The sequence below is a fragment of the Hyphomonas sp. UBA4494 genome, from assembly GCF_002388935.1.
Taxonomy (GTDB): Bacteria; Pseudomonadota; Alphaproteobacteria; order Caulobacterales; family Hyphomonadaceae; genus Hyphomonas.
The window spans coordinates 226766-241367 of record NZ_DGNK01000032.1 but is presented as its reverse complement, the minus strand read 5'-3'; the positions used below and the strand labels follow the sequence as shown (position 1 = coordinate 241367).

Genomic DNA, 14602 nt, shown 5'->3' with positions numbered 1-14602 from the left:
TTCCATTCTCGGCACCGTTTCCATTCAGGCTGGCATTTCGAGCATTGGTTGCGGCGGCGAAGGCTGCGGCTGCCGCGTTGGCATTCGGTCCGCCAGCGTGCTCGTCTGAAGTCCCCTCAGAAGCGGTGTTCGCCACAGAGTTTCCGAGCCCCTGATTGCCATTCGACCGGTCTTGCGCGGCTTCGACGCCAGCTTCGACAGGCTCAAGCAGGTTTTCCGAGGCTTCTGCGTAATCGATTGGAGGTACATTCAAGCCTTCAACACCGTTGGATGCGTCCTTCGGACCACGCACGGTGATTTCGTCAGGCGCACTGCGAACGATGGACGCCGTTTCGCCGGGGTGTACGTCTACAGAGTTACCTGCGCCTTGCGAGCGCACTTCTACCAAGCCATTTGACACGTGTACCCTACCGGCTTCCGGGCTGGCTGAAACCGTGAAGACCGTACCCTTCACCACAGCTGCGATGAGCGCAGTGTCAACGCGAAAGTGTTTCGACTTGCGGCGATCGACCTCATATGCGGCCGAACCTGCATCCTGACGGATACGGGTCATTGCGTCGGAGTTTTCCGACAGGACCAGCCGGCTCTCGGAGGCGATATTGATGCGCTGGTCATCTCGTACGAGTGTGGCCGTGCCTGTCTTGCCGGTCGTGACCAATGTTCCGGTGGGAAGCTCCATGCCCGGCCGTGCCTTGGCGATAGCCGTTCCAGGCACCATGACGCGAACGACACCATGACTTTCCGCGAGTTGCCAGGAGTCTGAATCCGCAGACGCGAACTGAAAACTTGCCGCTAGGCACGCGCTGAGAATACTGGCAATCAGAAATCGAAACATCTTATATAAACCCCATATATATCAGGGTATTATTAGACATCACGGCTCTAAATGCCGAGTTAATATGAAACGCAGGTATTTAAGATGGCATTCACAAATTCCGAATAGGAACGAGTCTCATACTCTAATAAATGGAATACGGTCTTGCGAGCTGCGCGCACGGAAAATCTTCGCCTTCGCCTGCTCGCGGCTGCGTCGATGATAACGGTGTCATCTGCAATGGCCAGTCCAGCACACGCATTGTCGAGCTTGCTGCGGGGGCGTCTCGAAAGTCCTGAAAAAGTTGCGCCATCATGTCAGCTTGGCGACGAAGGATGCTTCACTCTTCTGGGTGTATCGGTCGTCGGTGCAGTAACGATTTCGCCTGAGCAACTGTCATTTTCTTACGACAAGCAGTTGGCCAAGCCGACTCAAATGTCAGATCTGGTGATCATCGCGGATCGTATTACTCAGGCCTACCGGGACGAAGGCTACTTCCTGTCGCAAGCGGTGGTTGACCGGCAGGCGCTCGAGTCGGGCATCGCCACGATCACGGTCATTGAAGGTCACATCTCACAGGTTGAGTTCGATGGCACACGTACTGACCTGGCGTCGCCCATCATGAAGGGCTTCACCGACGCACCGATTGCGCATCTCCCAGACCTTGACCGTCGACTGGCCCGGATCAAGGCGATCCGAGGCATGTCTGTCACCTCGCGTATCCGGCCCGACCCGGAGGATCCTTCCCGCCACGAATTGGTGCTGACGACAGATTTCGATCCGGTGGAAGGCTATGCAGGGCTGAGCAATCGGGGGTCTGAACGCGTTGGCCCATTGCAGGCATATGGAGGAGTGGCGTTCAACTCCGTCCTCGCAGATCGCGACCAGTTCCGGCTGAACGTGTTCACAACGCCCGTTGACCCGGGCGAGTATGCCAGGGTGAGCGCCAATTATCGCTACTCGTTCCAGCCGGGCGACAGCCTGCTTTTTGGGGCCGCAACTGCTTTGTCGCAGGACGGGCACAATCCGAACAGTCCCGAAATTGGCGGAGAGTCCCTGTCACTCTGGATGAAGTATGAGCGTCCCCTCATTCAGCGGCGGACGCACCGTTTGTATGCGAGCGTGCAATTCGACGCGGCACATTTGGAGAATGACTGGACGTCAGGGGGCGGGTATCGAGACGAATTGCGAGTTACACGTGTGGCGCTTCGCGGTCTCCAGACGGATGATGGATCAAAAACCTACTTTTTCGTCGAACTCTCATCCGGGTTGGACATTCTCGGCGCGTCTGGCGAGTCCGTTGAGTTCCGATCCCGCTACGATGCAGATGCGAGTTTTACCAAGCTCTACGCAAAGACATCCTACTATCACGACATTGGGAAGTATTTTGGCATCTACGCTTTGCTGTCGGGGCAGGTTTCCGATGGGCCATTGTTGTCCGCAGAGGAATTCTCTGTGGGCGGACCGGTAATGGGACGCGGGTACGGCTATGGTGAAATATCCGGTGATGAGGGCATCGCTGGCCTGTTGGAATTGCGCGCAGGCTTTTCGCCTGAGAGCGATCTGATCTCGTTTGCGCAAGGCTATGTTTCATACGACGCTGCGATGGTCTGGAATGACACGCCGACCGGGGTCCGACAGAAGGACATGGAGTCAGCTGCGCTGGGATTGCGGATCAACATTCTTGACCGACTGTCGGCAGGAATCGAACTTGCCAAGCCTCTCACCCGTACGCCGTATGATGAAAACAACCGCGACTGGCAGCAGTTCTTCCAGATGTCGGTGACCTATTAGGCCAGCTGCCGGTCAACCCAGCACATAGTCGGCCTCAGCCACATAGCGGCTGGGTCCATCGCCCAAATGGCTCGAGTACAGATGGAAGCCCTCGGCCCAGAACACAGTGCTGCGATAGGCATGATGGCGTTCGACCCATGCCGCGGCTTCGTCGAGCAGAGTACCGTGCAGGTAGGCGAGGGTAACGTGCGGCGTGAACGGACGCCGGTCCGGCGCAAGGCCCAGGCGACGGGCGGCCCGTTCGCATTGCGCGGACAGCGCACGCAAGGCATCGCTCTCGCGCACTCGTGCCCAGACGGCGGAAGGTTCCCGCCGGCCGAACCATCCCATGCCTTCCAATGACACCTCGAACGGCGCACAGGATATCTCGGCAAGCAATTCGTCGAGGTCGCGAGCGTCGGCGTGTGAGACGTCTCCAAAGAAACGTAATGTAATATGAAAATTCCGGGGCGGTCGCCAATGGGCACCGGACAGGCCAGTTTGCGTCTGGATCAGCCCCGGATGAATTTCTTCCGGAACAGGGAGGGCGGCAAACAAGCGATACATGGACCGGTTGAACAGGTTTCCGAAGCAAAAGAAAACCCGGTACAGCGACCGGGTTTTCAGAAACTTTTGCTTTTCGCCCAGTTCAGCTGGCGAGCGCGTCCAGCTTACCGAAGTGTTCTGCCAGCAAATAGTAGAACGTCACACGTGACTTTGAGCCACCTTCGGCGCTCATCTGGTCGCAAACTGCCTTGATGGCTGCGTCCAGCTCGCCTTGAGTGTGCGGCAGACCCAGCTTGCCGCGGCACCACTTCTCGCGAATGCGATCAAGTTCAACAGAATCGCTGCAGGCGACAATGGAACTGTCCCGATTGCGCAAGGCAATCCCCAGTCGTCCCACGATCTTTTCTGCTGCGGCCTGATTGTAGCCTTTCGCATATTTCTTGATGTTTTCGGCATATTCAGATGCGTCTGCCATTTTTGTCCCCTTCATTCTTGGCGTCCCCACTGTTGGAATTACGCCAGAACACGAAAATTAACCTTGGGTAATTTCAAGTCAATCCATAAGACCTGTCTGATTGCAGCAGGAAAGGGCCTGATCCTTCTCCCAAATGAGCTTTCAGGACAACACATCGCGCCGGAGGTCAGGATTCATGGCAGGTTCTGCCAATTCGACCTAGGCTCAGATGCCTGATCGCCTGCGGGCATTGCGAACGGTGGCGGTCGCATTTACCGCCGGTTTAACTTGCTAAACTTAACTGTCAGCACCATATTCGAGATCAGTTTGGCGGGTGATAAATCCCCGCCTTTCAACCAGAAAGGGTATTGCACCTATGAATGACTTCAATCGTGCCTATTCGCCGGGGCCCTCTGGCCAGACGATGGACATGTCGGTCAATGAAGGTCTGCGCAGCTTCATGCTGGGCGTCTACAACAAGATGGCGCTTGGCCTGCTGCTGACCGCAGCATTGGCTTATGCCTTTGGCGCGCTGGTGCCGGAAAGCGTCACACTGACCCTCCTGACCGGACCAATCGGTCTGGTCATCATGTTTGCTCCATTGGCGATCCTGCTTCTGTCAGGCTTCGTCATGAAGAACCCGTCGCCCACAGCGGCGAACCTTGTTTATTGGTCCGTCGTCTCCCTGATCGGTGTCGGCATGGGCGCCATCGTGTATGTCTATGCCCGCCAGCCGGACGGCATGCTGATCGTGTCGAAGGCCTTCCTGACAACGGCCATCGCGTTCGGTGGCCTGTCGCTCTACGGGTATACCACAAAGCGCGACATGTCCGGTTGGGGCGTTTTCCTGATCATGGGCGTCGTTGGCATCATCGTCGCGTCAATCCTGAACATGCTGATCTTCCAGTCGAGCATGATGCACATGGTGATCTCGGTGGTCGGCCTTCTGGTGTTTGCTGGCCTGACCGCATATGACACCCAGCGCCTGAAGAACATGTATTTCCAGATTGCCGGCAATGCCCGGGCCATGGCGGTTGCCACAACCTTTGGTGCGCTCAGCCTTTACCTGGACTTCGTGAACATGTTCCAGTTCCTGCTGGCCATCATGTCGGGTCGCGACTAGCGTCGCTGGTTTGATAAGAGTAGACAAAGCCCCGCTCGCAAGGCGGGGCTTTTTTGTGTGCGGTAGGCGGGGGATGTCATCATGGCCATAGGTCCGACAATCGAGACCGAACGATTACTCCTGCGTCCGCCTCGCGCAGAAGACATCCCCGCGTGGAACGCCTTTCATGCCGATGAAGACGTGATGCGCCATCTCGGCGGCGTTCAGGGGCCGGAGCTGACTTGGCGATCAATATGCACGATGACCGGTGCGTGGACGATTGAGGGCTTCTCCATGTTTTCTGTGATCGAGAAATCTACTGGAGAATGGGTGGGTCGGCTCGGCCCTTGGAGACCAAACGGCTGGCCGGGTACGGAGATCGGCTGGGGACTCGTGCGGTCGTCCTGGGGCAGGGGATACGCGACCGAAGGCGCGACGGCGGCGATGGACTATGCGGTGGATATTCTGGGCTGGAGTGAGGTGATCCATACGATCCTGCCAGAGAACGCAGCCTCTGTTCGCGTAGCCGAGCGTCTGGGTAGCCGCTTCATGAGAAAACGGGAAACGCCGCCGCCGTTTGAGGGCATGATGTGGGATGTCTACGGCCAGACGGCCGATGAATGGCGGGCCCGCCGCAACTGATAACGACCGATCAAGCCTGTGTGAGGTGTGCCGTTTACGCCTCGCCACTGATCCTGCATGCGGGTAAGGCTGGTGCACAGACTTCAGAGGAGACGCCCCATGATCCGTACGCTTACTCTTGCCTCCGTGCTTGCCATGCTGCCAGCGGCGGCGAACGCTCAGGATGCGGCCGATACAATCACAGCCTCCCCGGATACGGCCACCGAGATGCAAACACCTCAGATTGGTCTGGCGCTTGGTCAATCTGCGCCTTCGGTCAATCTGGTGAGACACACTGGAGATGCGACGAGCCTGTCTGAACTCATGGGAGAGAAGGGGATTGCGGTCGCCTTCGTGCGTTCAGCGGACTGGTGCCCTTACTGCCAAAAACAGCTTAAGCAGATTGATGATATCTCGGCCAACCTCAACGACTTGGGCTGGCCCCTTGTCGCAATTTCGTATGACGATCCCGAGATTCTGTCGAAGTTTGTCCGCAAGAACAGTCTTGGATTTGAACTCCTGTCCGATCCCGGTTCGGAAGCTATTTCGGCGTTTAATTTGCTGAATGAAGAGATGAAGCCTGGCTCGCGCTATTTCGGCATTCCCCACCCTGCAATCATGTTTATCGGCACGGATGAGACGGTCCGGGCAGTATTGCGCGAGGAAGGTTACAAGGACCGCCCATCGCTCGACCTTATCCTGCAGATTGCTGAACAACTTTAGGCAACGGGGCTATTCACTCTGCTCGAAGGACATGTAGTCTTGCGCTGCATAGATCATTGAGAGGCACAGCGGATGAGACAGATCAGGCATATTGCGGGAATATTGGCTGGCATGGCCATATTGGTCGGTGCGCCGTCCTTCGCGCAGGATGCCGATCTGTCGCCGGAAATCGCGGCAACGACGGATCAACTGATCGCGGATGCTCTGCTGGATGAGGTTGGCCTGCAATTTGTCGAAGACCTGACGACAGAAGTCGGGGCCCGCCTTGGCGGCTCGCCGGATGAGGCGCGGGCGCGTGTTTGGGCGATGAACGCGCTCAAGGAGCTGAATTTTGACCGCACGCGCGTTGAGGATTTCACGATCCCGTATTGGGCGCGGACCCGTGAATCGGCCCGCGTGATTGGCGCGAATGCGCAAGATCTCGTGATCACGGCGCTCGGCGGCAGTCGTGCGACGCCTGAAGGTGGACTGGAGGCTGATATCGTCCGGTTTGAAACCCTTTCCGACCTAAAGGCGGCTGATGCTGGCAGCCTTGCCGGAAAAATCGCGTTCATTGATGAGCGCATGTACAAGACCCAAGATGGTTCGGGCTACGGGCTTGCCGTACGCAAGCGCGGCGGGTGTGCCAATGCAGCCGCAGAGAAGGGGGCGGTTGCCTGCCTGATCCGCTCTGTCGGTACACAGCCCCACCGCATGCCACACACAGGCGGCATGTTTCGGGAAGGGGCGCTCGGCGCGCTCCCCGCAGCGGCCTTGTCGGGCCCTGATGCAGATCAGCTCACACGATTGCTAGACAGGGGCCCGGTCCGCGTGAATCTCGACATCGGCGTTGAGTATGCCGATGCCGCGCCGTCCGGAAATGTGATCGCTGAAATCGAGGGATCTGATCTGGAAGACGAAATCATCCTGATCGGATGCCATCTCGACAGTTGGGATCTTGGTACCGGCGCACTGGATGATGGAGCGGGCTGCGGAATCGTCGTGGGGGCTGCCAAGCTGATTGCGGACTTGCCGGGAAAACCTCGCAGAACGATCCGTGTCGTTCTCTACGGCTCTGAGGAGGTCGGCTTGTTTGGGGCGAATGCTTACGCCCGGCAACATGGGGATGATCTCGACAAGCATATGCTTGCGGCTGAGAGCGATTTTGGCGCCGGCCGCATCTGGCGTTTTCAGACCAATTTTGGTGAGGCTGCAATACCCTATGCAGATGTCATGAAACGGGTATTGACCCCTCTGGGTGTCTCAGAAGGCGACAATGCAGCCGGCGGTGGGCCTGACATCGGCGTCCTCCGCAGGGCAGGAGTGCCTGTCGTAACGCCCGCGCAGGATGGCCGGGACTATTTTGACTACCATCACACCCCAGACGATACATTCGACAAGATTGATCCGGAGGCATTCCGTCAGAATGTTGCGGTGTACGCGGCGTTCACATACATTGCGGCCCAGACAGGATGGGATTTCCGGAAGTCGGAGCCGACATCGATGGGTTCGGACTGACGTCCTCGTATGTCGGCGGCTGAAAAAGTGGGGCCAGCCCTCGCGGCCGCGCTCGAGGGGCTGAAACTGGCCCACCGGGAACTGGATCATGTGGATCAGGATCCCGAACGTTGGCGCTGGGTTGCAGTTGGTCTCGTCACGGCGATTAATTGCGCGATCATTGCTGCCCTCTCCGGATATGAGACCGCTTTGGAGGAAGATACAGCTGATCTGAAAATGCCTGGAAGAGTTGCACCTTTGAAATTGTTGCTGCGACGCGCGCGGTCAGATCGATATCTCTTGCCTCCGGAGCAGCTTCCTGCAACGTCGGGGCAGGTCGACGCCGTCCTTCGGCTTGCTGAATACCGGAACGAGGTCGTGCACGGCGTTCTTGCCGGGCGGCCGAGCACGATTATTCGAGACGGGCAGATCGTCGTGGAGATGGTCACGCATCTGGTTTGCCTTGCTCCGGCCTTTGATCGGTCAAATCATGCCGTCTATTGCGCACTGATTTCCGATCAGGTTTCTGCGATCAGAGAGCGACTTGCCGTGCTTGGTTAATATTGAAGTCATGACCGACTGCAATAAGGGAGAGATGAGCGCATTCTGGCGACCCCTGACAGTATCGATTGCGGCGTTTGTCTTGACGGCGGCAGCGCCGGATACGTTTTCCCGGGAAGAGTTGCAGGCACTCGAAGCTGAGCGGCAGGCCGCCGAGCAAAAGCTTGAAGCGCTGCAGGCCGCCGGCGAAAATACGCTGAGCGATTTAAAGAATATCGACAGCCAGTTGATTTCGGCGGCTATGGAGTCCCAGCGCCGTGAAGAACAGGCTTCGAACGCCGAGAAATCCCTGATCGATCTTGGTGCGCGTCGAGTATCGGCGCAGATGAGCCTGCTCGAGAACCGCCAGGCTCTGGAAGACCTGCTTGCAGCGCTTGCCGCATCCAATCGCCGGAAGCCGCCTGCCTTGATCGTGTCCCCGAGCAAAGCGAACACGGCTGTGCGCCGGGCCATCCTGATGAGCGAGACAACTCCGCGCCTTGCGACGGAATCGGAAGAATTGTCGCGGGAAATCGATACGCTGAACGAGCTTGAGCGCCGTATCCGCGGCGAAAAAGCCAAACTCGACGCTGCCGAAGCGACACTAGCTTTGAAACAGGTCGAGATTGAGCGGCTCGCCGCTGCCAAGCGTGGGAATTTCGAGGATTTGTCCGGCGATATCGCGTTGTTGAAGGCACACGCGGCAGAGATTGGTGCCAGGGAAGAAGATTTGAGATCATTGCTGGCATCGCTCGAGGCTCAGGCGCCGTCTGCGCCCGGCGCCAAACCGGACCTCAGACCGCGCCTTGTGTCCAATTCGCCTTCGTCGAAACCATCAGCCACGTCCGCTGTTGCGCGTACACCAGCTTCGCGACCACTGGGGCGTGCTGTCATCGGGGCGCTGAAGCCCCCCGTTGCAGGTTCGCTTGCGCGGGCCTTTGGCGAAAAGTTGCCCACTGGTGGCAAGTCGGAATGGGTCGCCTTTGCCACGCGGGCAAATGCCCAAGTGGTCGCACCGGTTGACGGTACGGTTGAGTATGCGCGGCCATTTCGAACGTATGGATCAATGTTAATTTTGCGGACGAGTGACGGTTACCATGTTATTCTTACAGGCATGAGCCGGATCTATGTCACTGAAGGCCAAGGCGTTTCTGTGGGCGAGCCTGTTGGACGCATGCCTGATCGAGCCGAGCCGGTTCCCGAGCTGAATATGGAATTAAGGCTTGGCGACAAGGTTATGAATCCGGCAGACTGGCTGTCAGGCCGGAGCTAAGGTCAAAAGGATTATGGAGGACTGGAATATGCGTTCACTACTGACAGGGGCTGCCCTTGGTGTCGTTCTGGGTGGCGCGGCTGTCGGATTTTCCGCCTTCGCCTCTCCTGAGGACCGGGCTGAAGATCCGCGCATGGTCACCTACCAGCAGTTGGACCTGTTCGCAGAAATCCTCGCCCGCGCCCGCCAGGATTATGTAACGGAAGTCGACGAAAAGGCCGCCATGAAAGCCGCCATCAACGGCATGCTTACCTCACTCGACCCGCATTCCAGCTATCTCGATCCGGATGATTTTCGTTCGATGCAGGTTCAGACCAGCGGAGAATATGGTGGTCTCGGGATTGAAGTCACAATGGAAGATGGTTTCGTCAAAGTCATCTCTCCGATGGATGATACACCTGCGAGCCGTGCAGGTATCCAGCCGGGTGACCTGATCACATCCATCAATGGGAAGCCGATCATCGGCCAGACACTGAACGAAGCCGTCAAGGAAATGCGCGGCGAAAAGGGCACCGATATCGATGTCACGATCCTGCGCGAAGGCGAGGATCCCTTTGACGTCACTTTGACCCGGGAAGTAATTCAGCAGAAATCCGTTACCTGGAAAATGCAGGAAAGCGATATTGGATATATCCGTATTTCAACCTTCAACGAGCGCACGACTCTGCTGCTTGAAGAGGCAGTCGAAGGCATCGCCAAAGAAACCGGCTCGCGTCCACGCGGCTTGATTGTGGACTTGCGCAACAATGGCGGCGGTTTGCTGGATCAGGCTGTTTCGGTCTCCGACATGTTTCTTTCTGGCGGTGAGGTTGTGTCGACGCAGGGCCGACGCATTTCCGACATGGAGCGCTATAACGCCCGTTCCGGGGAAGTCTTTAAGGGCGTCCCGATGATCGTGCTGATCAATGGCGGCTCAGCCTCGGCTTCCGAGATTGTCGCTGGCGCTTTGCAGGATCGGCATCGGGCCACCGTTTTGGGTACGACCAGCTTTGGCAAGGGGTCGGTGCAAACCGTCATTCCACTTGGCGCAGATCGCGGCGCAGTCCGCCTGACGACGGCGCGCTATTACACGCCAGCGGGTCGCTCCATTCAGGCGCTCGGCATCGACCCGGACATCGAGATCACCCAGGCACGCCTGTCTGAAGAAGAGCTTGCCCAGATCAAGCGCTGGTCCGAGGCCGACCTGCCGCACGCGTTGGCCAATGAAGACGGTGAAGCGCGCAAAGATGTTTCCTTACCTGATGAGCAGCCGCCTGAAGATTGGGATGGTGAGGATTTTCAGCTCAAGAGAGCGATTGAAATGCTCAAGGAAGGCACTGTCACGGCCAGTGCAATGAGGCGCGCAGGTTAACCGGATGTTTGCAACCTGTTAACCAGTTGGATGCAATTCTGATTGTTCAGAATTCTTTTAAACTGGTTTGACGAGGTCCATCGATGGCTAGCCGCAGGGATGCCGACCCATCTCCTTTGCGCACGGGTCTGACCCATGCTGCTATGAGCCTGCTTGTATTTGGTGGAGTGGGTGCCAGTCTTGGTGCCGCGATCCATTATTCCGGCAATCCCGCAGATTCCGGACCGAGCGAAGTGCTGGCCTTGTTTGAGACCAGCCAAGGGTCTACCGCCGCACTCAAATCCCGGCTGAAGGCGGAGACGCCCCAGGATCTGGGCGCGCGTGTTGTTTTGGCAAAAGATGATGCGGTTTCTGATCAGCCAAGCCTGGGCGTGGAATATGCTGAGGCTTCTGCGCCCCGTCCGTCGGAAGTCCCGACCGGGCAGGGGGATGAAGAGTCCTCAGTTGAGGGCATTCGGATCAATGGAAAGCTGGTGCGTCCCGGCGAGTCCTATGGCGAGGTCACGCGTGTAGCGTCGCTCGATACAGCGCCTGTTCCGGGCCTGACGGAGCGGATCAACGGACTGTCCCTGCCGCGCATTTCTGCTGACGGCCAGGCACCGTCCGATGTGTATGCTCGCCCCTTCGCCAATCCCGGAAACCAGCCGATCGTGGCGGTCGTCATTGGCGGACTTGGCATCAATGCGACCCATACCAAGGCAGCAATCGAAGAGTTGCCGCCTGAAGTGACCCTGTCCTTCGCGCCAGACGCGGGCAATCTACAGTACTGGGTCAACAAGGCGCGCGAAAAAGGACACGAAGTCCTGATCGAAGTGCCAATGGAATCCTTCGAGTATGGTCGCATGAAGATGCATCCGCAAACCCTGTTGGCCGGCGACACCGGTGAACGCAATTTGCCGCGTCTCGAAAAGCTGCTCAGCCGGGCAAGCGGATATTTTGGGATCATCAATTATCAGGGTGCCAAATTCGCCGAAGATCCCGGCGCTGTCGGCCCCGTCCTTCAAGCCCTGCATGATCGCGGCATCGCCCTCGTCGAGGATGGCAGCTTCCAGACGGGCGCCTTCGACCGCGCCGCCGGACGCACACAAATGAAATTTGCACGCGCCGCAGCCACAATTGACGCAAAGCTGACCGCAGATGACATCCGGACCGAGTTGCTGGGCCTCGAAACGCTCGCGAAGGAAAACGGCGCGTCCATGGGAACTGGATATGCCTTCCCGCTGACAATCGAGATCGCCAAGGACTGGACGAAGGACATGCAGAAACGTGGGGTCGTTCTGGCACCGGCGTCTGCCCTGATTTCGGTGTCTGCAAAAACTTCCCAACCGAAGCGCGTCCAGACTGGAAGCTTGTCTCAGGCTCCGGTAAACCCGGAAGGGTGACGATACACGCGCCCGATCCCGACCTCTACAGACCCAATGTCGGTCTCGCCCTGTTTTCAAAAGCAGGCTATGTTTTTATTGGGCGGCGCATCAATGGCCGGGGAGCGTTCCAATGGCAGATGCCGCAGGGTGGCATCGACAAGGGCGAGACGCCCTTGGTCGGCGCACTCCGCGAACTCGAAGAAGAAGTCGGCGTACCGGAAAAACTGGTGGATGTTCTCGAGGAGACGTCGGACTGGTTGTTCTACGATTTCCCACCTGATTTGAAGAAGCGTTTGCCCGGGCCTTATATTGGTCAGCGGCAGAAATGGTTCGCTTTCCGGTTCAAGGGGGCCGATAGCGATGTTCGCCTCGACCGGCATACGCCGGAATTCGATGCTTGGCGTTGGGCGCGGCTCGAGGAAGTTCCTTCGCTCGTCGTGCCGTTCAAGCGCATGGTGTATTCTGAAGTTTCCCAGCGGTTCACCAGTTGGGCCGAACCGGTCCCCGGCCACAAGGAAGTTCAGGGTTGAAACCCTCCAAGCAATAGAGGCGTAAACCGATGACAAAATCCTTGCTGATGATCCATGGGATCGGGTGTGGCGGTGAGGTCTGGGATCGGATGCGCGTGGGGTTCGAGGCGGCAGGCTGGAACTGCGACGCTCCAACACTGTTTCCGGACCAGCGGGTGCCTGACTCTCCTCCAGCTTCGCTGTCTGATCTCGGCCTGGATGACTATGTGAAATCCATGGCGGATACGGTTCGCCGGATTGAGAGTGAAACTGGCAGCCCGCCTGCCCTGATTGGCCATTCGATGGGGGGCTTGATTGCCCAATGCCTGGTCGAGCAGGGGCTCGTGAGTCAGGCGGTCTTCCTGACGCCGGCTCAGCCCAAGGATTGCAGCGCGGTGACCCTGTCGGTCGCCTATACATTTCTCAACATCCTTATCAGCCGGAATCGTTCGAAAGCTTACAAAGTTTGGGAGTCAGGATTTCGTTATGGCGTGCTCAACAAGGTGCCGTTGCGTCGTCATGCAGAGATCTACGCTGATGCGCTGTACGACTCCGGGAAGGTTTACGGCGACATCGCAGATGGAATCGAGATCGACGAGACCTTGTTTACAATTCCAACACTGACGATCGCTGCTGGTGCAGACCGTGCGACGCCTGCCAAGGCCGTCCGCAAGGTGGGGCAAAAATACGCAAAAAGCCCAGTAGCGGGTGACTTTCTGGAATATCCGAACAATGCCCATTGGATCGTGGATGAGCCGGGCACTGACAAGGTGGTTTCGGACATTGTTGCCTGGCTTGCAAAGACGAAACCTGCTGCTTGAGGCGGTCATGAAAAGAGACACCCGCCGATTGGCGAATGCCTCTAAACCCGTTCAGTCCTTCCAGCCGATCAGTCGGCAGCTGTGATCGTTGCCGTGCCGGATTGGCCCGCAGTATTGGTAAAGCCAGTCGAGAAGCCGACGTCTTCGCCCAGTTCGTCGAAGGTTGCACAAATATCACCTTCGGGTGTCTGACCACAGATTGTCTTGGATTCTTCATCCATCGTGTACGGAATGGGATCGCCTCCATCCATGGAGGCCGTGCCGTTTTCATAGAATACAACAAGCGCGGTTGTGCCATCGCTGCTTGCGAATTCGACCGTGGTGGATTGTGCCATCGCAGGCAGGGCGAACAGCGTAATTGCCGCACTCGCCGCTAAAAAGAGTTTCATGGAAGTCTCCTCCGTCTTTCGGGATTGTTCTTTTGCACTCTACCTCGGTTTCGAGGCTATCAATGCTGGGGACGGAGTCCATAAAAAAACCCCGGCATTGAGGGCCGGGGTTGATCAATTCTGAGAGAAAGTCGGCTCAACCCTTGCCGGCCATACGCAGGAAGCGATTGCGCAAATCGGCATCCGATTTGAACACGCCAGTAAACTGCGTGGTGATCGTGCTGACATCCTTGTGGTGGACGCCCCGTGTCGACATGCATTCATGTACGGCATCGATCAGGACCGCCGTGCCCATCGGGGCAAGGCTGTCGGTAATCGCGTCACAGATTTGCGCGGTCATGGTTTCCTGCGTTTGCAGGCGCTTCGAGAAGATCTCTACGACGCGTGCCAGCTTGGAAATACCAACAACGGCTGCCGACGGCATGTAGGCGACATAGGCCTTGCCAAGGAAGGGCGCCATGTGGTGCTCGCAATGGCTCTCCACGTCGATGTTGCGCAGCATGACGATGTCATCATAGCCCTGCACGTCCTCAAAGGTACGCGACAGGTATTTGACGGGATCTTCCTCATAGCCGGAAAACCATTCCTTGTAGGCGTTGACGACGCGCTTTGGCGTGTCGAGCAGGCCTTCGCGACGCGGATCGTCGCCAGCCCACGCGATGAGCGTGCGCACGGCTTCTTCGGCCTCTTGAACGGTAGGGCGCTTGATGGGCTCTGCGCGTGCCTTGTCTTTATTGGGAGTGATGGCGTCCATGGCCATGATTGAAGTTTCCTTCGACTGAGGGACGAGGGTCGAGCCGAGGCTTGGTCTGGGAAAGCGTAAAAATGCTCCCCTGCCCGGACTTAACGCCCGCCCGGAGTTGATACCCTCAGGGCGATATGAGG

16 protein-coding genes are annotated in these 14602 nt (G+C 57.7%); 11 read left to right on the top strand and 5 right to left on the bottom strand.

Annotation, left to right across the window (positions count from 1 at the left end):
- The coding region (locus B2P82_RS13350; RefSeq protein WP_290497461.1) for a FecR domain-containing protein at positions 1–835 on the bottom strand (835 nt) is incomplete at its 3' end.
- 219 nt (positions 836–1054) lie between these two features.
- On the opposite strand from B2P82_RS13350, the gene B2P82_RS13345 reads away from it, so the two are divergent.
- Positions 1055–2608 carry a ShlB/FhaC/HecB family hemolysin secretion/activation protein gene (locus tag B2P82_RS13345; RefSeq protein ID WP_290497459.1) on the top strand — a complete coding sequence of 518 codons (1554 nt, stop codon included), beginning with the start codon at positions 1055–1057 and terminating at the stop codon, positions 2606–2608.
- 12 nt (positions 2609–2620) lie between these two features.
- Here the strand turns inward: B2P82_RS13345 and thpR are convergent, their stop codons facing one another.
- Positions 2621–3154: an RNA 2',3'-cyclic phosphodiesterase gene (thpR, locus tag B2P82_RS13340; protein ID WP_290497457.1), complete on the bottom strand. Its 534-nt coding sequence runs from the start codon at positions 3152–3154 to the stop codon at positions 2621–2623.
- Positions 3155–3236: 82 nt separating this feature from the next.
- The gene (locus B2P82_RS13335; protein WP_206991514.1) at positions 3237–3569 is read right to left on the bottom strand and encodes a DUF2853 family protein; all 333 of its coding nucleotides are present in this window, start codon (positions 3567–3569) and stop codon (positions 3237–3239) included.
- Positions 3570–3924: 355 nt separating this feature from the next.
- Here B2P82_RS13335 and B2P82_RS13330 point away from each other — a divergent pair, with 355 nt between their 5' ends.
- The 10 genes from B2P82_RS13330 (at position 3925) to B2P82_RS13285 (ending at position 13328) form a co-directional block, all read left to right on the top strand.
- Positions 3925–4671: a Bax inhibitor-1/YccA family protein gene (locus B2P82_RS13330; protein WP_206991513.1), complete on the top strand. Its 747-nt coding sequence runs from the start codon at positions 3925–3927 to the stop codon at positions 4669–4671.
- An 81-nt stretch (positions 4672–4752) separates the two neighbouring features.
- Positions 4753–5292 carry a GNAT family N-acetyltransferase gene (locus tag B2P82_RS13325; protein ID WP_290480089.1) on the top strand — a complete coding sequence of 180 codons (540 nt, stop codon included), beginning with the start codon at positions 4753–4755 and terminating at the stop codon, positions 5290–5292.
- Positions 5293–5391: 99 nt separating this feature from the next.
- Entirely contained in the window at positions 5392–5994 is a 603-nt protein-coding gene (locus B2P82_RS13320) for a peroxiredoxin family protein (RefSeq protein ID WP_290497456.1), read from the top strand.
- A 72-nt stretch (positions 5995–6066) separates the two neighbouring features.
- A complete protein-coding gene (locus B2P82_RS13315) occupies positions 6067–7491 on the top strand; it encodes a M28 family peptidase (RefSeq protein ID WP_290497455.1) in 1425 nt (474 codons plus the stop codon).
- 9 nt (positions 7492–7500) lie between these two features.
- Positions 7501–8031, top strand: coding sequence for a hypothetical protein (locus tag B2P82_RS13310; RefSeq protein WP_290497453.1), 531 nt, complete (start codon positions 7501–7503; stop codon positions 8029–8031).
- 34 nt (positions 8032–8065) lie between these two features.
- Entirely contained in the window at positions 8066–9283 is a 1218-nt protein-coding gene (locus B2P82_RS13305; protein ID WP_290497451.1) for a murein hydrolase activator EnvC family protein, read from the top strand.
- Between the two features lie 28 nt (positions 9284–9311).
- On the top strand, positions 9312–10634 hold the full coding sequence (locus B2P82_RS13300; protein WP_206991507.1) for a S41 family peptidase: 1323 nt from the start codon (positions 9312–9314) through the stop codon (positions 10632–10634).
- Positions 10635–10717: 83 nt separating this feature from the next.
- A complete protein-coding gene (locus B2P82_RS13295; RefSeq protein ID WP_290497450.1) occupies positions 10718–12016 on the top strand; it encodes a divergent polysaccharide deacetylase family protein in 1299 nt (432 codons plus the stop codon).
- A gap of 2 nt (positions 12017–12018) precedes the next feature.
- Complete coding sequence (locus B2P82_RS13290; protein ID WP_206993284.1) at positions 12019–12528, top strand: RNA pyrophosphohydrolase; 510 nt, start codon at positions 12019–12021, stop codon at positions 12526–12528.
- A gap of 29 nt (positions 12529–12557) precedes the next feature.
- On the top strand, positions 12558–13328 hold the full coding sequence (locus tag B2P82_RS13285; RefSeq protein ID WP_290497448.1) for an alpha/beta hydrolase: 771 nt from the start codon (positions 12558–12560) through the stop codon (positions 13326–13328).
- Positions 13329–13396: 68 nt separating this feature from the next.
- On the opposite strand, the gene B2P82_RS13280 is transcribed toward B2P82_RS13285, so the two are convergent.
- On the bottom strand, positions 13397–13717 hold the full coding sequence (locus B2P82_RS13280; protein WP_206991504.1) for a hypothetical protein: 321 nt from the start codon (positions 13715–13717) through the stop codon (positions 13397–13399).
- A 136-nt stretch (positions 13718–13853) separates the two neighbouring features.
- Positions 13854–14471 carry a GTP cyclohydrolase I FolE gene (gene folE / locus B2P82_RS13275; protein ID WP_034815219.1) on the bottom strand — a complete coding sequence of 206 codons (618 nt, stop codon included), beginning with the start codon at positions 14469–14471 and terminating at the stop codon, positions 13854–13856.
- Between the last annotated feature and the right edge of the window lie 131 nt (positions 14472–14602).

Bases quoted from the DNA above. Each gene is read 5' to 3' on its own strand.
- B2P82_RS13320 (WP_290497456.1), top strand. From the start codon at position 5,392: ATGATCCGTACGCTTACTCTTGCCTCCGTGCTTGCCATGCTGCCAGCG.
- thpR (WP_290497457.1), bottom strand. From the start codon at position 3,154: ATGTATCGCTTGTTTGCCGCCCTCCCTGTTCCGGAAGAAATTCATCCG.
- B2P82_RS13300 (WP_206991507.1), top strand. From the start codon at position 9,312: ATGCGTTCACTACTGACAGGGGCTGCCCTTGGTGTCGTTCTGGGTGGC.
- B2P82_RS13310 (WP_290497453.1), top strand. From the start codon at position 7,501: ATGTCGGCGGCTGAAAAAGTGGGGCCAGCCCTCGCGGCCGCGCTCGAG.
- B2P82_RS13335 (WP_206991514.1), bottom strand. From the start codon at position 3,569: ATGGCAGACGCATCTGAATATGCCGAAAACATCAAGAAATATGCGAAA.
- B2P82_RS13285 (WP_290497448.1), top strand. From the start codon at position 12,558: ATGACAAAATCCTTGCTGATGATCCATGGGATCGGGTGTGGCGGTGAG.
- B2P82_RS13295 (WP_290497450.1), top strand. From the start codon at position 10,718: ATGGCTAGCCGCAGGGATGCCGACCCATCTCCTTTGCGCACGGGTCTG.
- B2P82_RS13325 (WP_290480089.1), top strand. From the start codon at position 4,753: ATGGCCATAGGTCCGACAATCGAGACCGAACGATTACTCCTGCGTCCG.
- B2P82_RS13345 (WP_290497459.1), top strand. From the start codon at position 1,055: ATGGCCAGTCCAGCACACGCATTGTCGAGCTTGCTGCGGGGGCGTCTC.
- B2P82_RS13280 (WP_206991504.1), bottom strand. From the start codon at position 13,717: ATGAAACTCTTTTTAGCGGCGAGTGCGGCAATTACGCTGTTCGCCCTG.
- B2P82_RS13305 (WP_290497451.1), top strand. From the start codon at position 8,066: ATGAGCGCATTCTGGCGACCCCTGACAGTATCGATTGCGGCGTTTGTC.
- B2P82_RS13330 (WP_206991513.1), top strand. From the start codon at position 3,925: ATGAATGACTTCAATCGTGCCTATTCGCCGGGGCCCTCTGGCCAGACG.
- folE (WP_034815219.1), bottom strand. From the start codon at position 14,471: ATGGACGCCATCACTCCCAATAAAGACAAGGCACGCGCAGAGCCCATC.
- B2P82_RS13315 (WP_290497455.1), top strand. From the start codon at position 6,067: ATGAGACAGATCAGGCATATTGCGGGAATATTGGCTGGCATGGCCATA.